11 protein-coding genes and 1 pseudogene are annotated in these 18,297 nt (G+C 58.5%); 8 read left to right on the top strand and 4 right to left on the bottom strand.

Features of this window, described 5'->3' with window-relative positions; all coding sequences use genetic code 11:
- Nucleotides 1-4: 4 nt before the first annotated feature.
- The gene (tauA, locus tag OGV50_RS05935) at nucleotides 5-967 is read right to left on the bottom strand and encodes a taurine ABC transporter substrate-binding protein (RefSeq protein WP_012133631.1); all 963 of its coding nucleotides are present in this window, start codon (nucleotides 965-967) and stop codon (nucleotides 5-7) included.
- 343 nt (nucleotides 968-1,310) lie between these two features.
- On the opposite strand from tauA, the gene OGV50_RS05930 reads away from it, so the two are divergent.
- The 6 genes from OGV50_RS05930 (at nucleotide 1,311) to fbpC (ending at nucleotide 9,104) form a co-directional block, all read left to right on the top strand.
- Nucleotides 1,311-1,940 (top strand): response regulator transcription factor, encoded by a 630-nt coding sequence (locus OGV50_RS05930; RefSeq protein ID WP_047458568.1) that lies wholly within the window; start codon nucleotides 1,311-1,313, stop codon nucleotides 1,938-1,940.
- Entirely contained in the window at nucleotides 1,940-3,481 is a 1,542-nt protein-coding gene (locus tag OGV50_RS05925; protein WP_200093084.1) for an MASE1 domain-containing sensor histidine kinase, read from the top strand. Before OGV50_RS05930 ends, OGV50_RS05925 begins: the two co-directional genes overlap by 1 nt.
- Before the next feature lie 85 nt (nucleotides 3,482-3,566).
- Nucleotides 3,567-4,871: an MFS transporter family glucose-6-phosphate receptor UhpC gene (gene uhpC, locus OGV50_RS05920; RefSeq protein ID WP_104869016.1), complete on the top strand. Its 1,305-nt coding sequence runs from the start codon at nucleotides 3,567-3,569 to the stop codon at nucleotides 4,869-4,871.
- A complete protein-coding gene (locus OGV50_RS05915; protein WP_012133638.1) occupies nucleotides 4,868-5,899 on the top strand; it encodes an ABC transporter substrate-binding protein in 1,032 nt (343 codons plus the stop codon). The genes uhpC and OGV50_RS05915 overlap by 4 nt, the downstream gene beginning before the upstream one ends.
- A gap of 68 nt (nucleotides 5,900-5,967) precedes the next feature.
- Complete coding sequence (locus OGV50_RS05910; protein WP_286488385.1) at nucleotides 5,968-8,046, top strand: ABC transporter permease; 2,079 nt, start codon at nucleotides 5,968-5,970, stop codon at nucleotides 8,044-8,046.
- An 11-nt stretch (nucleotides 8,047-8,057) separates the two neighbouring features.
- Nucleotides 8,058-9,104, top strand: coding sequence for a ferric ABC transporter ATP-binding protein (fbpC, locus tag OGV50_RS05905; protein WP_024130614.1), 1,047 nt, complete (start codon nucleotides 8,058-8,060; stop codon nucleotides 9,102-9,104).
- A gap of 79 nt (nucleotides 9,105-9,183) precedes the next feature.
- Here the strand turns inward: fbpC and mmuM are convergent, their stop codons facing one another.
- On the bottom strand, nucleotides 9,184-10,116 hold the full coding sequence (gene mmuM / locus OGV50_RS05900) for a homocysteine S-methyltransferase (RefSeq protein WP_104869020.1): 933 nt from the start codon (nucleotides 10,114-10,116) through the stop codon (nucleotides 9,184-9,186).
- 412 nt (nucleotides 10,117-10,528) lie between these two features.
- On the opposite strand from mmuM, the pseudogene OGV50_RS05895 reads away from it, so the two are divergent.
- Together OGV50_RS05895 and OGV50_RS05890 are read left to right on the top strand one after the other, a co-directional pair.
- A pseudogene (locus tag OGV50_RS05895) lies at nucleotides 10,529-11,628 on the top strand (LacI family DNA-binding transcriptional regulator).
- A 121-nt stretch (nucleotides 11,629-11,749) separates the two neighbouring features.
- A complete protein-coding gene (locus tag OGV50_RS05890) occupies nucleotides 11,750-14,827 on the top strand; it encodes a beta-galactosidase (protein WP_286488384.1) in 3,078 nt (1,025 codons plus the stop codon).
- Between the two features lie 96 nt (nucleotides 14,828-14,923).
- On the opposite strand, the gene prpE is transcribed toward OGV50_RS05890, so the two are convergent.
- Nucleotides 14,924-16,810: a propionate--CoA ligase gene (gene prpE / locus OGV50_RS05885; protein ID WP_071259948.1), complete on the bottom strand. Its 1,887-nt coding sequence runs from the start codon at nucleotides 16,808-16,810 to the stop codon at nucleotides 14,924-14,926.
- Nucleotides 16,811-16,843: 33 nt separating this feature from the next.
- Entirely contained in the window at nucleotides 16,844-18,295 is a 1,452-nt protein-coding gene (locus OGV50_RS05880) for a bifunctional 2-methylcitrate dehydratase/aconitate hydratase (RefSeq protein WP_047458578.1), read from the bottom strand.
- Between the last annotated feature and the right edge of the window lie 2 nt (nucleotides 18,296-18,297).

Here is an 18,297-nt window from a genome sequence, read left to right as displayed (position 1 = left end):
CTCCTTATTGCACAAAGCGATCGGTGACGTACTGGCTGTAATCCGTCGCGACGGCGGGCACTTTGCCCTGCTCTTTCAGGAACTGCGCGGTGTCGATAATCGCTTTATTGACCGGCCCGTTCAGCTCAACGGCCTGCTGTTGCGCCGTCAGGTAGGTATTGCCTTTCACCAGCCCCGGCACGTCCGTTTCCGGCACGCCGCTTAAGCGCGACAGTTTGCTGATGTTATCCGGCTGCTGAAGCCACGCCTCAGGATTGGCGATATAGGGTTGCTGCGCGTCGATGGCGCTTTTCGCGAATGCTTTGACCACCTCTGGATGTTTTTCCGCGAAGTCTTTACGCACCACCCACACATCCAGCGTCGGCGAGCCCCATTCGCCGACTTTCCCTGAGTCTGTCAGCACGTTCCCGTCTTTTTCCAGCGCGTTAACGGCGGGTGCCCAGACGTAAGCGCCGTCAATATCGCCACGCTGCCATGCGGCAATGATCGCCGGTGGTTGCAGATTGATGATTTCGACCTGCCCGGGCTTAATGCCCCAGTGTTTCAGCGCGGCCAGCAGGCTGTAATGAGTGGTGGAGATAAACGGCACCGCAATGCGTTTGCCGATGAGATCCTCCGGCTTAGCGATCGTTTTCTTCACCACCAGCGCTTCGGATTCCCCCAGTTTTGACGCCAGCAGGAAAACCTCAATCGGCACCTGTTGGCTGGCGGCGACCGCCAGTGGGCTGGAGCCAAGGTTGCCGATCTGTACATCGCCGGAAGCCAGCGCGCGCACGATGCTCGCGCCGCTGTCGAATTTACGCCAGTCAACGGTCGCCCCGCTCTCTTTGGCGAAGGTGTTATCCGCCTGCGCCACTTTCGCCGGTTCGGCGGATGTCTGGTACGCGACGGTGACGTTAACCGCCTGCGCCTGAAATGCAATAAACGCCAGTGCGGCGAGAAGTGTGTTACGCGATGAAATACCCATTATTGTCTGCTCCCCTGTCTTGTTATGGGGGCAGTATTTCGTTGCGGCCGAGTTTGATAAAGGAATTAAAAATTCTTGCTAATAGCAAAGCGTTTTTAGAAAAAAAACGGGAATGGTTAGTGTGGAAATGTATTTAGCATTGAGTTGTAGGCCGGATCAGGCGCTTGCGCCGCCATCCGGCAATCCATGCCTGATGGCGCTACGCTTATCCGGCCTACCACGACAACAACACCCTGCAAATTATTGCGATTTTGTTACATTCATTCCATAACCACACCCGGATGATTGCCAGCGCAGCGGGGGCAGGCATCATAGAGGCATTATTCGGCAAGAGAGTAAGCATATGATTCGTGTGGTGCTGGTTGATGACCATGTGGTGGTGCGTTCCGGCTTTGCGCAATTATTAAGTCTTGAAGACGATCTGGACGTAGCAGGCCAGTACAGCAGCGCGGCGGAAGCCTGGCCCGCATTATTGCGCGATGACGTTAACGTCGCGGTGCTGGATATCGCGATGCCGGACGAAAACGGGCTGAGTCTGTTAAAGCGGCTACGCGCGCAAAAACCCACGTTTCGCGCCATCGTCCTCAGCATTTACGACACGCCAGCGTTTGTGCAAAGCGCGCTGGATGCAGGCGCCAGCGGCTATCTGACCAAACGCTGCGGGCCGGAAGAGCTGGTTCAGGCGGTGCGTTCCGTCGGTATGGGCGGCCACTATCTGTGCGCCGATGCGTTGCGGGCGCTGCGCGGCGGCGAACAGCCGGCGCAGGTGCTGGAGGTGTTAACCCCCCGTGAGCGAGAAGTTTTTGATTTACTGGTCAAAGGCGACAGCGTCAAAGAGATCGCATTTAAGCTCGACCTCAGCCATAAAACCGTTCACGTCCACCGTGCTAACGTACTGGGTAAATTGCAGTGCCACAGTACCATCGAACTGGTGCATTTCGCCCTCGACCACCAGCTGCTGACGGGGCACTGATGTCTCGCGGCGTGCGTTACTGGGTGATCTCACTGTTTATCCTGCTGGCCTGGGGAACAGGTTGGCTGATGCTATGGACGCTGGGCTTTTACCTGACCCATAACGGCCAACAGGCGGCGCTCTTTTTGCCGCACGGCGTTTATCTTGCGCTGTTGATTTTACTCTCCCGCCGTTACTGGCCTGCGCTGATACTGCCGCCGGTGCTGATGCCGTTATGGCTCCATAGCGAGCAACTGATCAGCGGCTACGTCCTGCTGGCGGCGCCGCTGATCTGCCTGATCCCGGCCAGCATCGGACAAAAATTCTGGCACCGTTTTCCCCTGTACTGGCAGCGTCTCACGCTGCTGCTGGCCGCCGTCACGCTGGCCTCGCTGCTGAATACCGCCCTGCTGTCGCCCTTTATAAAAAGCCCGGCAATGCTGACTGGCCTGGCGTCGTTTACCGGCGGCGTGCTGCTCACCCCCTTTGTTTATCTGGTATTTGAATTTTTACGCCAGCAGCACCGTTATCATCTGTTGGGGCTGGATACCAACAACCCGCCGCTGCGCACTTCGCTGATCATCTGGTGCAGCCTGTTCTTTATTATCGGCATCGGCACGCAAATGGTGCTGTCGCCGGAAATTGAACGCCTGCTGCTGATCGTGGTGTTCCTGCCTAACGTGGTGATGGCGTGGAAGTTTGGCTGGCAGGGCGGCGTGCTCTCCGGGCTGCTGGGCAGCATGATGATCACCATCGCTCGCCAGGTCGGCGTCGGGTTTAACAACCTGGTCGAGCTGGAGATTTTCCTCGCTACCCAGGCGCTACTTGGCATAGGTCTTGGGATCGCCATCAGCCGCCAGCAGCATCTGGCGCAAAACCTGCATCACTATCGCCAGCGTCTGGAGGCGGAGCTGGCGGCGCGCCGGGCGCTGACCGAAAAGCTGATCCATACCGAAGAGGATACGCGCAAAAACCTGGCGCGCGAGCTGCACGACGAGATCGGGCAGAACATCACTGCCATTCAGATCCAGTCACAGCTCGTGAAACGCGCGCGCGATCCGGCGCAGACGCAGGCCGCCGCCAGCCAGATAAACGATCTCGCCCGCCGTATTCACCACTCTACCCGCCAGCTGTTACGCCAGCTACGTCCCCCCGCGCTGGATGAGCTGTCGTTTAAAGAGGCGCTGCATCATCTGGTCAACGAATTCGCGTTCCCCGAACGTGGGATTCGCTGCCAGTTTGAGTATCGCCTTACGCTTACCCCGGAAAATGAAACCGTCAGGTTTACCCTCTACCGCCTGTTGCAGGAACTGCTGAACAACGTCTGTAAACATGCCGAAGCCAGCGAGGTCACGATTCTGTTAAGCCAGCAGAAACAGACCCTCCATCTGGAAGTTCGGGACAACGGCACCGGCATCCAGCCTGAAAAAATGCCGGGATTCGGTATTCAGGGGATGCGCGAACGGGTCAGCGCGCTGGGCGGCGAACTGACGCTCGAATCGCTGCACGGCACGCGGGTAATTGTTAACTTGCCCACAATTTTGCAACAAACCACGTCCTGACCAGGAAAAAGTCTTAGTCACTGCGGACTTTCTCTCATCCCCTTTGGTTTTCACTTTCCTATAGTCAGCACAAACGGAGACGGCCATGCACCCACGCCCAGTAAACGAAACAGACCAACGATACCGGGCGCTACGCCTGCGGTTGCTGATGTGCATGGTCATTGGGTACGCCGCGTTTTACCTGACGCGAAAAAGCGTGAATTACGTACTTCCGGCGCTGCAAACGGATCTGGGACTCGATAAAGGCGATATCGGCCTGTTGGGTTCACTGTTTTACCTGACCTACGGCCTGTCGAAGTTTACCGCCGGGCTGTGGCACGACAGCCACGGGCAGCGCTGGTTTATGGGCGTCGGCCTGTTCGCCACCGGCCTGCTGAATGTGGTGTTCGCCTTTGGCGAGTCGCTGACGCTGCTGCTGGCGGTCTGGACGCTGAACGGTTTCTTTCAGGGCTGGGGATGGCCGCCCTGCGCCCGACTGCTGACCCACTGGTACTCGCGCAACGAGCGCGGCTTCTGGTGGGGCTGCTGGAATATGTCGATCAACATCGGCGGGGCGATTATCCCGCTGATTAGCGCTTTCGCCGCCCACTGGTGGGGCTGGCAGGCGGCGATGCTGGCGCCGGGGATCATCAGCATGGCATTAGGTATCTGGCTCACGCTACAGCTGAAAGGCACGCCGCAGGAAGAGGGATTGCCAACGGTCGGCGCATGGCGTCATGACCCGCTGGAGCTGCGCCAGGAGCAGCAAAGCCCGCCGATGGGGCTGTGGCAGATGTTGCGCGCCACGATGCTGAAAAACCCGATGATCTGGCTGCTGGGCGTCTCATATGTGCTGGTCTATCTGATCCGCATCGCCCTCAACGACTGGGGCAACATCTGGCTCACGGAAAGCCACGGCGTCAATCTGCTCAGCGCCAACGCCACGGTGATGCTGTTTGAAGTCGGCGGCCTGCTCGGCGCGTTGTTCGCCGGTTGGGGGTCGGATTTGCTGTTCAGCGGCCAGCGCGCGCCGATGATTTTGCTGTTCACGCTGGGGCTGATGGTGTCCGTCGCCGCGTTGTGGTTAGCGCCGGTACACCATTACGCACTGCTGGCGGTCTGTTTCTTCACGGTGGGCTTTTTCGTTTTTGGCCCACAAATGTTGATTGGCCTTGCCGCCGTCGAGTGCGGGCACAAAGCAGCGGCCGGTTCCATCACCGGGTTTCTCGGCCTGTTCGCCTATCTGGGGGCAGCGCTGGCGGGCTGGCCTCTGTCGCTGGTCATTGAACGCTACGGCTGGTCGGGCATGTTCAGTCTGCTCTCGGTCGCCGCGGTACTTATGGGTTTATTGCTGATGCCGCTGCTGATGGCGGGCATCACCACCTCGCTCAGTCAAAGGATAAAACAATGAAATTGACGCTTACCTCTACTCTGATTGCATCCGGCATTGCGCTGGCAACCTTAACCGGCGCCGCGCAGGCCAAAGGCCGCCTGGTGGTTTATTGCAGCGCCACCAACGAAATGTGCGAAGCAGAAACCAAAGCGTTTGGCGACAAATATGACGTCAAAACCTCGTTCATCCGCAACGGCTCCGGCAGTACGCTGGCGAAAGTGGATGCCGAGAAGAAAAACCCGCAGGCGGACGTCTGGTACGGCGGGACGCTGGACCCTCAGTCTCAGGCGGGTGAAATGGGGCTGCTGCAACCCTACAAGTCTCCCAATCTTGAGCAGGTCATGGAGAAATTCCGCGATCCAGCGAAAGTAAAAGGCAACCTCTCTTCAGCGGTGTATGTCGGTATTCTCGGCTTTGGCGTCAACACCCAGCGCCTGAAAGAGAAAAATCTACCGGTGCCAAAATGCTGGAAGGATCTGACCAAACCGGAATACAAAGGCGAGATTCAGATTGCCGACCCGCAAAGTTCAGGCACCGCGTATACCGCACTGGCGACCTTCGCCCAGCTGTGGGGAGAAGATCAGGCCTTTGATTACCTGAAACAGCTCAACGCCAACGTGTCTCAGTACACCAAATCCGGTATTGCCCCGGCACGTAACGCCGCCCGTGGCGAAACCGCTATCGGCATTGGCTTCCTGCACGACTATTCGCTGGAAAAAGAACAGGGCGCGCCGCTGGAGCTGATCTCTCCGTGTGAAGGCACCGGCTATGAAATTGGCGGCGTCAGCATCCTGAAAGGCGCGCGCAATCTCGACAACGCCAAACTGTTCGTGGACTGGGTGCTGTCAAAAGAAGCACAAGAACTGGCGTGGAAGAAAGGCAAGTCTTATCAGATCCTGACCAACACCACAGCAGAAACGTCACCGAACTCGCTGAAGCTCGACGACCTGAAGCTCATCAATTACGACATGGATAAATACGGTTCTACCGACGTCCGTAAGCAGCTTATCAATAAGTGGGTTAGCGAAGTGAAGATGGGTAAATAAGCCCACATTGCGTTCATTTGCCGGGTGGCGGCGTAACGCCGTACCCGGCCCACAATACCGGAACCGCTATGTCACACACACTTGCACACCATCCCGTGAAAAAACGGGATGCGATATTCTTTTGGGTTCTGCTGGGCTGGCTGGCGTTTGCCCTGCTGCCGAGCTGGAGCCTGGATTACGGCCTGCTGGAGTCCACGGGCGATGAAATCCTTGAGTCCTACGGCTGGTCACAGCGCAATATCAGTTGGCTGTGGTATCTGCTGCCAAGCCTGCTGCTGATTCGCCCGTTCCATGAAGCCAGGCGCGAACAGCGCAGCCGCCATTACCTTGATGCGGGCTGGGCGCTGTTGTGTATGGCCTTTATCGTCGTCAGCGCCACCGTTGAAGGCCGTGGTTTAGGCTACGCCACTATCGTGCTGTTCGTCGCGCTGGGCGCGATCATGACGCTGGCGTTGACCCGTCTGGAATGGCTGGGCGGCGACCGCTTCGTGATCGGCTCACTTACCGCCATTATGGCGCTGATCGGCATCTTTATCGTCTGGCCGAGTATCGCGATTTTCATCCCGATGTTCACCAACGACGCCGGGGAATTCGCGCCGCTGGCGTTTATGACGGTGCTGTCGCAGGCGCATATCATCCAGGTGATCCTCAACTCCATCGCCCTGTCGATTGCAGTGGGCGTGGGCTGTACCTTCTTCGGCCTGGTACTGGCGATTTACACCACCCGCATTGCCAAACGCAGCGCCATTATTGGCCGCATCTTCTCGATTTTGCCAATCGTCACGCCGCCGTTCGTAGTGGGTTTAGGCGTTACGCTGATGATGGGACGCTCCGGCTACGTCACCGAATTTATGGTCGAGTGGTTTGGCTTAACCAACACCAACTGGCTGTACGGGTTTACCGGCATCTGGCTGGCGCAGGTGCTGGCATTCACCCCGATGGCGTTTATGATCCTCGACGGGGCGATCAAAACTATCCATCCATCGCTGGAGGAAGCCTCGTACACCCTGCGCGCCAGCCGCTGGCAGACCTTTAACGGTGTGTTTGTCCCGCTGCTGAAACCGGCGCTGGCGAACGCCTTTTTAATTGTGGTGGTGCAGTCGCTGGCCGACTTCAGTAACCCGTTAGTGCTCGGCGGTAACTTCGACGTGCTGGCGACGCAGATCTATTTCTATATCACCGGTTCGCAGCTTGATTATCAGGCCGCCAGTACGCTGGGCGCGTTCCTGCTGCTGTTCTCGCTGCTGGTGTTCTGTGTGCAGTATATGTGGATCGGTAAGCGCTCTTACGTCACGGTCTCCGGGAAATCGTACCGTGGCGACGTCCAGCCGCTGCCTGTCACCCTGGTGTGGAGCGTCATCGCCATTCTGGCCGTGTGGATAGCCTTCAACGCCCTGCTCTACGGCAGCATTTTCTACGGTAGCTTCACCGTCAACTGGGGCGTGGATTACACCCTGACGCTGGCGAACTTTATCAAGCTGTTCGGCCAGGGAATGAGCGACGGCGCGTGGCCTTCCCTGCTTGATACGTTGCTCTACGCCGGAATTGCCGCGCCGATCACCGCCATCTTCGGTCTGCTGATCGCCTGGATTGTGGTACGCCAGCAGTTCAAAGGCAAAAAGACTATCGAGTTCACCACCATGCTGTGCTTCGCCGTACCGGGCACCGTGGCGGGCGTGTCGTACATCCTCGCCTTTAACAGCGCCCCGGTGTACCTCACCGGAACGGCGGCGATTGTGATTATTTCGATGGTGATGCGTAACGTGCCGGTTGGGATTCGCGCCGGGATCGCCGGATTAGGCCAGATCGATAAATCGCTGGATGAAGCGTCGCTCAGCCTGCGCGCCGGGAGCTTACGCACCATTACGCACATCCTGCTGCCGCTGCTGCGCCCGGCGATCCTCTCGGCGCTGATCTACAGCTTTGTGCGCGCCATTACCACCGTCAGCGCCATTGTATTCCTCGTCACGCCAGACACCCGCGTGGCGACGGCCTACATCCTCAACCGCGTGGAAGACGGCGAATACGGCGTGGCGATCGCCTACGGCTCGATTCTGATCGTGGTGATGCTGGCGATTATTTTCATCTTTGACTGGCTGATCGGGGAAGCGCGTATCTCCCGTTCAAAAGCCAAAAACCAGGCGTAATGGAGCGCACTATGAGTCAGAAAAATTTTGTTGAACTGCGCAACGTCACCAAACGATTCGGCAGCAACACGGTTATCGATAATATCAATCTCACCATCCCGCAGGGGCAAATGGTGACGCTGCTCGGCCCTTCCGGCTGCGGCAAAACGACCATTTTGCGTCTGGTGGCCGGGCTGGAAAAACCGAGCGAAGGACAGATTTTCATTGATGGCGAAGACGTCACCCATCGCTCTATTCAGCAGCGTGATATCTGTATGGTCTTTCAGTCTTATGCCCTGTTCCCGCACATGTCGCTGGGGGAAAACGTCGGCTACGGTCTGAAGATGCTTGGCGTATCGCGCAGCGAAGTGAAAGCCCGTGTGCAAGAGGCGCTGGCGATGGTGGATCTGGAAGGATTCGAAGACCGCTATGTTGATCAGATCTCCGGCGGTCAGCAGCAGCGCGTGGCGCTGGCGCGCGCGCTGATCCTCAAGCCGAAGGTGCTGCTGTTTGATGAGCCGTTAAGTAACCTCGACGCCAACCTGCGCCGCAGCATGCGCGACAAGATCCGCGAACTGCAAAAGCAGTTTGATATCACCTCGCTGTACGTTACCCACGATCAGAGCGAAGCCTTTGCGGTTTCCGATACCGTGCTGGTGATGAACAAGGGGCATATTATGCAGATCGGTTCGCCGCAGGATCTCTACCGTCAACCTGCGTCACGCTTTATGGCGAGCTTTATGGGCGATGCCAACCTGTTCCCGGCGACGTTCAGTCAGGAGTATGTGGATATCTACGGCTATCGGCTGCCGCGCCCGGCGCACTTTGCCGCCCAGGGTTCCGGCACCGTTGGCGTGCGCCCGGAAGCGATTACCTTGAGCGATCGCGGCGAAGAGAGCCAGCGCTGTGTGATTCAGCATGTCGCCTATATGGGGCCGCAGTATGAGGTGACGGTGGCGTGGCACGGACAGGAGATTTTATTGCAGGTTAACGCCACCCGATTGCAGCCGGACGTGGGGGAAAATTATTACCTCGAAATCCACCCGTACGGGATGTTTGTTTTAGCAGACGCAGTGTAATTGATGCCGGGTGGCGCTACGCTTACCCGGCCTACGGTTCGTGCACGTTGTAGGCCGGGTAAGGCATCAGCCCACACACTCAACGTTGCGCGTTCAATTCAGCAATATCCTTCGGCGTCGTCCGGCAACAGCCGCCAATCAGCTTCGCACCCGCCGCCAGCCACTGCGGTAAATACTCCGCCAGCGTGGCGCACGCTTCGCCGTGATGATGCCAGGTTTTGCTTACCGCATCGTACCGCTCGCCCGAATTGGGATAAACCACCAGCGGCAGCGCGGTCAGCCCGTGCAAATGCTGCAATGCGGCGGTGACGTTTTCCAGCGCGATACAGTTTACGCCAGTCGCCACAACCTGCGGGCAGGCGTTGAGGAACGCCGCCACGTCACGCAGCGGCGTACCGTCGCTCAGATGCTCACTGTCGCGCAGCGTAAACGAAAACCATGCCCGCGCCCGTGGATATTCGGTTAACAACTCAGCCAGCGCTTTAATCTCAATAAAATTCGGCAGCGTTTCGCAGGCCAGCAGGTCAACGCCCGCATCCAGCAGCGCTTCCACACGCGGGCGATGAAAAGCCTGGAACGCTTCGGGAGTACATACGTAATCCCCGCGATATTCCGCACCGTCGGCCAGATACGCGCCATATGGCCCGACGGAACCCGCCACCAGCAGCGTGCCCGCCTGCGGGTTCTCAGCCAGATACGCTTCCCGCGCTTTGCGCGCCAGTTCCACGCTCTTGCCGATCAGCGCTTTCGACTGCGCTTCATCAAACCCACGCGCGGCAAGTCCTGCGAGCGTTGCCTGGTAGCTGGCGGTAATCGCGCATTGCGCCCCCGCCCGGTAGTAATCAAGGTGGACTTCGCGGATCAGCGCCGGGTTTTCTACCAGCACCTTCGCTGACCACAGGCTATCGGCTAAATCACAGCCGCGCGCTTCCAGTTCCGTCGCCATCGCCCCGTCCAGCAACAGGAAATCCTGTTTATCGAGGATGGCGCTCAACGGATTATGTTGCGACATAGTCTGGCTCCTGTTTCTGCTTATGAAATCGGCAATGAAACAAGCACCATAACACAGCGCGCCGGGCGGTAATCGGGAGCGCTACGCAATTATTAAAGACCCGTCAGCCTTGTACCAGCCGCAAACGCGCGCGCCGGGCGCTCAGCACCGGGTGAGGAGTAACAATGAGATAAAGAAAGGGTCGCCAGCTCATAATGCCTCCGCTGCCAGAATCTCTTACAACTCTGGCAACAAGGCGGCGCACCGGCGCTCAGACAGAAGTGGGAACATACCGTCCCCACTCATACGACGGAATGAGGACAACGTCAGGAACCGGGGTCGATATCAGCCAACAAACTGACGTCAGACCGGCAGAATGGCGAAAAACCTTCAGGGTGTGGCATCATAACGCGCAGATAACAACAAATTCAGGGTGATGAATGTGAAACCGGTAACGCTCTATGATGTTGCAGACCGTGCAGGCGTCTCTTATCAGACCGTCTCTCGCGTGGTGAATCAGGCCAGCCACGTTTCCGCCAAAACCCGTGAAAAAGTCGAAGCCGCGATGGCGGAGCTGAATTACATTCCCAATCGCGTCGCGCAGCAGCTGGCGGGTAAACAAACCCCGCTCATCGGTGTCGCCACCGCTAACCTCGCGCTGCACGCGCCGTCGCAAATTGTCGCGGCGATTAAATCCCGCGCCGACAGGTCAGGCGCCAGCGTGGTGATCGCGATGGTGGAGCGCAACGGAGTAGACGCCTGCAAAGCGGCGGTACATAACCTGCTGGCGCAGCGGGTAAGCGGGTAAGCGGGTTGATCATCAACTACCCGCTTGATGAGAACGATGCCATTGCCGTTGCCGCCGCCTGCGGCAACGTGCCGGTACTGTTTCTCGACGTGTCCGATCGGTTCCCCGTTAACAGCATTATTTTTTCCCATGACGACGGCGCGCGTCTGGGCGTTGAGCATCTGGTAGAACACGGGCACCAGCGCATCGCGCTGTTGACAGGGCCGCGCTCGTCCGTCTCTGCACGGCTAAGACTGGCGGGCTGGCATAAATATCTGACCCACTATCAGCTGCGACCGGTGGCAGAAACGGAAGGCGACTGGAGCGCGATGTCCGGCTTCCAGCAAACCATGCAGATGCTCAATGACGGAACGATGCCCACCGCAATACTGGTGGCTAACGATCAGATGGCGCTGGGCGCCATGCGGGCGATCGCCGAGTTTGGCCTGCGCATCCCGCAGGATATCTCGGTGATAGGCTACGATGACACCGAAGACAGCGCCTGCTACATCCCACCGCTGACCACCATCAGACAGAATTTCCCCCTGCTTGGCGCAACCAGCGTCGACAAACTGCTGCAACTCTCCCGTGGCGAACCCGCCACCGATAACCAGCGACTCCCCGTTTCATTGGTTCAGCGTAAAACCGTGCAGCCCCCCAATGCTCAGGTCACTTCTCCGCAGGCGTTGGCCGACTCCCTGCTCCAACTGGCTCGGCAGGTTTCGCTGTTAGCGCCGAAAATGTGAACGCATAACAATTGTGTGAGTCAGTTCACTCATTGAACCTCCTGTCCTTTACAGCAGGAATCCCTTCTTCGTATTTTGACTGAAATTGTGAGCGAATAACAAACCCAATCAGGATACCGCTATGCCCCAGAATGCAGATTCACTCGCCGTCGTTCTGAAACGTCGCGACTGGGAAAACCCTGGCGTAACGCAACTTAATCGCCTGGAGGCGCACCCTCCTTTTTGCAGCTGGCGTAATGCCGATGACGCCCGCGCGAACCGTGACTCCGCACAAAAGCGCAGCCTGAACGGTGAATGGACGTTTGCCTGGTTTTCAGCGCCTGAAGCAGTACCAGAGAGCTGGCGGACAAGCGATCTGCAACAGGCGAATAGCGTGCGCGTGCCATCTAACTGGCAAATGGACGGTTACGACGCCCCCATTTATACCAACGTCACCTATCCCATTCCGGTTAACCCGCCGTTCGTTCCGGCAGATAACCCAACCGGATGTTACTCGCTCACATTCAGTATTGACGCAGACTGGCTACAGGCAGGCCAGACGCGGATCATTTTTGATGGCGTGAACTCCGCCTTCCATTTGTGGTGCAACGGTCGCTGGGTCGGATACGGTCAGGACAGCCGTCTGCCGTCTGAATTCGATCTCACGCATTTTTTGCTTAAGGGTGAAAACCGCCTCGCGGTAATGGTGCTGCGCTGGAGTGACGGCAGCTATCTGGAAGATCAGGATATGTGGCGGATGAGCGGCATCTTTCGCGACGTCTCGCTGCTGCATAAACCGGCAACGCAAATCCGTGACCTGCGCATCAACACCCGCTTCAACGATGATTTCAGCCGCGCAGTGCTGGAAGCGGAGGTCAGAACAACGGGGGAACGACGCGATGATTTACGCGTGACGGTGCAACTGTGGGATAGCGAAACATTCGTCGGAGAAAAAACCGCCCCGCTCGGCAGCGGGATCATTGATGAGCGCGGCGCTTACCCTGATCGCACAACCCTTCGTCTGAATGTCGAACACCCGGCGCTGTGGAGCGCGGAGACCCCGCATCTGTATCGTGCCGTTGTACAGCTACACGCCGCCGATGGCACGCTGATTGAAGCCGAAGCCTGCGACGTCGGTTTCCGTCAGGTCAGCATTGAAAACGGTCTGCTGCTGTTAAACGGTAAGCCGCTGCTGATCCGCGGCGCCAACCGCCATGAACATCACCCGGAAAACGGCCAGGTGATGGATAAAGAGACCATGATTAAAGACATTCTGCTGATGAAGCAGAACAATTTTAACGCCGTGCGCTGCTCCCATTATCCGAATCACCCGCTGTGGTACACCCTGTGCGATCGCTACGGCCTGTACGTGGTGGATGAGGCCAATATCGAAACCCACGGCATGGTGCCGATGAATCGCCTGAGCGACGATCCGGTCTGGCTGCCCGCCATGAGCCAGCGCGTGACGCGGATGGTACAGCGCGACCGCAACCATCCGAGCATTATTATCTGGTCACTGGGCAACGAGTCCGGGCACGGCGCCAACCACGACGCGCTGTACCGCTGGATTAAGTCGGAAGATCCCTCCCGTCCCGTGCAGTATGAAGGCGGCGGCGCGAATACGGCGGCAACCGACATCATTTGCCCGATGTACGCCCGCGTCGATCAGGATCAGCCCTTCCCCGCCGTACCGAAATGGTCGATCAAAAAATGGCTGTCGATGCCGGGCGAGCAGCGCCCGCTGATCCTGTGTGAATACGCCCACGCGATGGGCAACAGCCTCGGCGGTTACGCGAAATACTGGCAGGCGTTTCGCCAGTATCCACGCCTGCAAGGCGGTTTTGTCTGGGATTGGGTGGATCAGTCGCTTATCAAATACGACGACGACGGTCGGCCGTGGTCAGCCTACGGCGGCGACTTTGGCGACGCGCCTAACGACCGTCAGTTCTGTATGAACGGCCTGGTGTTCGCCGACCGTACGCCGCATCCGTCACTGTATGAAGCCAAACACGCGCAGCAGTTTTTCCAGTTTACGCTGCTGCCGGGAGCCGAATGCCAGATTGAAGTGACCAGCGAATACCTGTTCCGCCATAGCGATAACGAGGTGCTCCACTGGTCACTGGCGCTGGATGGCAACCCGCTGACCGCAGGCGTTGTGACGCTGGATATCCCGCCGCAGGGACGCCAGATCATCGCGCTGCCAGCGCTCCCGGAAGCGGAAACCGCAGGCCAGCTGTGGCTGACGGTACGCGTTGAACAACCGCAGGCAACCGCGTGGTCGCAAGCCGGACATATCAGCGCCTGGCAACAGTGGAAGCTCGGCGAAAAACTCGCTACGCAGTGGCCGCAGCACGCTGGCAACGCGCCACAGCTCACCAGCAGCGGGACGGCATTCCGTATTGTCGCAGGCGAGAAACGCTGGGAGTTCAGCCGCCAGCAGGGCGTATTGACGCAATTCTGGATTGGCGAAGAGGCACAGTTGCTGACTCCGCTTGTCGATCAGTTCACCCGCGCGCCGCTGGACAACGACATCGGCGTGAGCGAGGCAACCCGCATCGACCCTAACGCCTGGGTTGAACGCTGGAAGGCCGCCGGCCATTACCAGGCTAAAGCGGTATTACTGCAATGCGATGCCGATACGCTTGCCAGCGCGGTACTGATTACCACCGCCCACGCCTGGCAGTATCAGGGCGAGACGCTGTTCATCAGCCGGAAAACCTACCGTATCGACGGCAACGGTGAAATGCAGATAACGGTAGATGTTGATGTCGCCAGCGGGACACCGCATCCGGCGCGCATCGGCTTGAGCTGCCAGCTTGCGCAGGTGGCGGAGCGGGTCAACTGGCTGGGGTTAGGCCCGCACGAGAACTACCCGGATCGTCTCTCTGCCGCCTGCTTTGATCGCTGGGATCTGCCGCTGGAAGAGATGTACACCCCGTATGTTTTCCCGAGCGAAAACGGCCTGCGCTGCGGAACGCGTGAATTGCGCTATGGCGCGCATCAGTGGCGCGGCGATTTTCAGTTCAACATCGGTCGCTACGGCCAGAAACAGCTGATGGAAACCAGCCACCGCCATCTGCTCCAGCCGGAAGCGGGCACCTGGCTCAATATTGACGGTTTCCATATGGGCGTAGGCGGCGATGACTCCTGGAGCCCCTCCGTTTCAGCGGAATATCAGCTCAGCGCCGGGCGCTACCACTACCAGATAAGCTGGCGGTAAAAGGGAAATTGCCGGATGGCGGTGCAAGCACCGTATCCGGCCTGCGATACATTTTCTTCCTGGCCCGATAAGCGATAACGCCATCGGGTACCTCGGTTACTCCTCAATCACCTGACGGATTTGTTGCAACGAAGCGGGATCGTCAAGCGTGGACAAATCGCCCGGATCGCGGCCTTCGCAAATCGCCTGGATCGTACGACGCAGCATTTTGCCAGAACGTGTTTTCGGCAACTGTGAAACAAACCAGACGTGCGCCGGGCGGCCAAAATTACCGATCTGACTGTCCACCAGCGACATAATCGCCTTCTCTTCCGTTTGCGCCACGTCCCTGTCCTCCAGCGTGTCGCTCTGTTTCGGGATCACAAACGCTACCGCCACCTGCCCCTTCAGCGCATCTTTCACCCCCACCACCGCCACTTCAGCCACGTTCGGGTAACTGGAAATGCTTTCCTCGATCTCGCGCGTGCCCAGACGGTGTCCGGCGACGTTGATCACATCATCAGTGCGCCCGAGGATGAAATAATAGCCGTCCGCGTCGCGAATCCCCCAGTCGAAAGTGGCGTACACCTGACGTGAGAACAGCGACCAGTAGGTATTCACAAAACGCGCATCGTCCCCCCAGATAGTCTGAACGCAGCCAGGCGGCAGCGGCCCCTCGATGACCAGCATCCCCTTCTCGTTCACCTCGCAAGGTTCGCCAGTGACCTCGTTGAGCAACTGCACGTTATAGCCGTACATCGGTACGCCAGGGCTGCCCAGCCGTGAAGGCCGGTCGTCCAGCGCGCGGGCGATCGCCATAATCGGCCAGCCGGACTCGGTCTGCCAGTAGTTGTCGATAACCGGCACATCCAGCGTCTCCGTCACCCAGGCGGCCGTCGGCTCATCCAGCGGCTCTCCGGCCAGATAGAGCACCTCCAGCGAGGAGAGATCGTGATTGCGGATCTGCGCCGTCGGGAACTTTTTCAACACGCGGATGGCGGTTGGCGCAGAGAACATCCGACTGACGCGGTATTTCTCTACGATCTTCCACCAGACGCCGCAGTCCGGGTACGTCGGCAATCCTTCATAAACGATGGTTGCCATGCCTGCCAGCAACGGCGCGTAGACAATATAGGAGTGCCCCACAACCCAGCCGATATCCGACGCGCAAAAGAACACGCCGCCCGCTTTGCCGCCGAAGATAGTGTCCATCGAGGTTGCCAGCGCCACCGCATAGCCGCCGACGTCGCGCTGTACGCCTTTCGGTTTTCCGGTCGTGCCGGAGGTATAGAGAATGCAGGAGATCTCATTGGATTCCAGCCAGGCCACCGGCACCCGCGCCCCGAGATGCTGTTGACGCAGCGACGCAAAATCGAGATCGCGCGCCGGTACTCGCGCCATTTTCGCCAGCCCGCGATCCACCAGCAAAACGTGGCGCGGCTGATGCTGCGCCTGCGCGATGGCATCATCCAGCAGCTTTTTATACGGCAGAATCTTACCGCCGCGCGCCCCGGCGTCTGCCGAGACAATCAGCACCGGCTTAGCGTCGTCGATTCGCGCCGCTACGCTGTGCGAGGCAAAACCGCCGAACACCACCGAATGAATCGCGCCAATCCGCGCGCAGGCCAGCAGCGTAATGTGCGCCTCGGCAATCATCGGCATATAAACCAGCACCCGGTCGCCGCGCTGCACGCCCAGCGACAACAGCATCGACGCCACCACGTTCACTTCGTCATACAACTGGCTGAAGGTAAACGTGCGCTCCTCTTCCGTTTCAGAGGAGACGGCAATCAGCGCCAGCGCATCCGGCTGCTTGTCCAGCCAGCGGTCGATAGCGTTATGGCACAAATTAGTGGTTCCGCCGCAAAACCAGCGGGCAAACGGCGGATCGCTGTAATCCAGCGTTTGGGTAAACGGCTGCTGCCAGTCGATACGTCGGGCCTGCTCGGCCCAGAACGACGCCGGCTGCGTAATGGAACGCTGATAAAACTCGCTAAAAGACATGAAGCTCTCCTGTTGAACTTACTGCCTGCTGGCTCAGATGACAAATAAGTCGAGGTATTCATTGACCGGCATCTGCTCCAGGCGAGTTCTGTCCAGGGAGACATCCAGAATGCGCTGCTGCTGACGAGTCGGGAACTGACGCGCCAGGTTGATTTTGAATTTATCGATAAGCTTCGGAATGCCGTCGGTACGGCGGCGAGCGTGGCCAATCGGGTACTCCACGACCACCTCGGCAAACTGTGAACCATCGGTAAATTCAAGGGTGATAGCGTTGGCGATGGCGCGTTTTTCCGGGTCGTGGTAGTCGGCGGTAAACGCCGGGTCTTCAAAGCAGGTTATCTTCTCGCGCAGGGCGTCAATGCGTTTGTCCTGCGCTACGCCGTCCTCATAATCCGCCGCCGTTAAGCGCCCGAACAGTAGCGGGATCGCCACCATGTACTGAATGCAGTGGTCGCGGTCGGCCGGGTTATTCAACGGCCCTTTTTTGTCGATGATGCGAATGCAGGCTTCATGGGTGCGAATCGTCACTTTCTCAATATCCGCCGCCGTTTTGCCCGCCGCCTGCATCTGTTCAAAGAGGGTCATGGCGGCTTCAACCGCCGTCTGCGAGTGGAACTCCGCCGGGAAGGAGATTTTGAACAGCACGTTTTCCATGACGTAAGAACCATACGGACGCTGGAAGCGGAACGGCTCGCCGTTGAAAGAGACGTCATAAAAGCCCCAGGTTTTCGCCGTCAGCGCCGACGGATAGCCCATCTCGCCGGTTTTTGCCATCAGCGCCAGACGCACCGCGCGGGAGGTGGCATCGCCCGCCGCCCAGGACTTACGTGTACCGGTGTTTGGCGCATGGCGATAGGTGCGCAGCGACTGACCATCCACCCACGCCAGCGACACCGCGTTGAGGATCTCATCACGCGTCAGCCCCAGCATTTCGGCGACAACCGCTGTCGAAGCCACTTTGACCAGCAGTACGTGATCCAGGCCGACGCGGTTGAAGGAGTTTTCCAGCGCGATGCAGCCCTGAATCTCATGGGCTTTGATCATCCCGGCCAGCACCTGCTTCATGGTCAGCGGCGCTTTGCCTGCGGCAACCGCATTACGCGACAGCCAGTCCGCGGTTGCCAGAATCCCGCCGAGGTTATCAGAGGGGTGGCCCCACTCTGCCGCCAGCCAGGTATCGTTGAAGTCGAGCCAGCGGATCATCGCGCCGATATTAAACGCCGCCTGCACCGGATCGAGCTGAAACTGGGTGCCCGGTACGCGTACGCCGTTCGGCACGACGGTGCCCGGAACGATCGGCCCCAGCAGTTTTTTACAGGCCGGATATTCCAGCGCTTCCAGACCGCAGCCCAGCGTGTCGAGCAAGCAGTAGTGGGCGGTGTCCCAGGCCACTTTAGAGGTGATGTCGTAGTTCATGACGTAATCGACGATATCCACGATTTCACGGTCAAATTCCGGGCGAATGTTCATTATTTGTGCGGACATAG

The organism is Citrobacter sp. CK180 (genome assembly GCF_030333655.1).
Taxonomy (GTDB): Bacteria; Pseudomonadota; Gammaproteobacteria; order Enterobacterales; family Enterobacteriaceae; genus Citrobacter_B; species Citrobacter_B koseri.
Note: the sequence above shows the minus strand (reverse complement) of the source record. Positions and strands in the feature narration are given on the sequence as shown.

What these genes read in the sequence shown, in the direction of transcription:
- tauA (WP_012133631.1), bottom strand. Translation starts at nt 967, where the DNA reads ATGGGTATTTCATCGCGTAACACACTTCTCGCCGCACTGGCGTTTATT.
- OGV50_RS05930 (WP_047458568.1), top strand. Translation starts at nt 1,311, where the DNA reads ATGATTCGTGTGGTGCTGGTTGATGACCATGTGGTGGTGCGTTCCGGC.
- OGV50_RS05925 (WP_200093084.1), top strand. Translation starts at nt 1,940, where the DNA reads ATGTCTCGCGGCGTGCGTTACTGGGTGATCTCACTGTTTATCCTGCTG.
- uhpC (WP_104869016.1), top strand. Translation starts at nt 3,567, where the DNA reads ATGCACCCACGCCCAGTAAACGAAACAGACCAACGATACCGGGCGCTA.
- OGV50_RS05915 (WP_012133638.1), top strand. Translation starts at nt 4,868, where the DNA reads ATGAAATTGACGCTTACCTCTACTCTGATTGCATCCGGCATTGCGCTG.
- OGV50_RS05910 (WP_286488385.1), top strand. Translation starts at nt 5,968, where the DNA reads ATGTCACACACACTTGCACACCATCCCGTGAAAAAACGGGATGCGATA.
- fbpC (WP_024130614.1), top strand. Translation starts at nt 8,058, where the DNA reads ATGAGTCAGAAAAATTTTGTTGAACTGCGCAACGTCACCAAACGATTC.
- mmuM (WP_104869020.1), bottom strand. Translation starts at nt 10,116, where the DNA reads ATGTCGCAACATAATCCGTTGAGCGCCATCCTCGATAAACAGGATTTC.
- OGV50_RS05890 (WP_286488384.1), top strand. Translation starts at nt 11,750, where the DNA reads ATGCCCCAGAATGCAGATTCACTCGCCGTCGTTCTGAAACGTCGCGAC.
- prpE (WP_071259948.1), bottom strand. Translation starts at nt 16,810, where the DNA reads ATGTCTTTTAGCGAGTTTTATCAGCGTTCCATTACGCAGCCGGCGTCG.
- OGV50_RS05880 (WP_047458578.1), bottom strand. Translation starts at nt 18,295, where the DNA reads ATGTCCGCACAAATAATGAACATTCGCCCGGAATTTGACCGTGAAATC.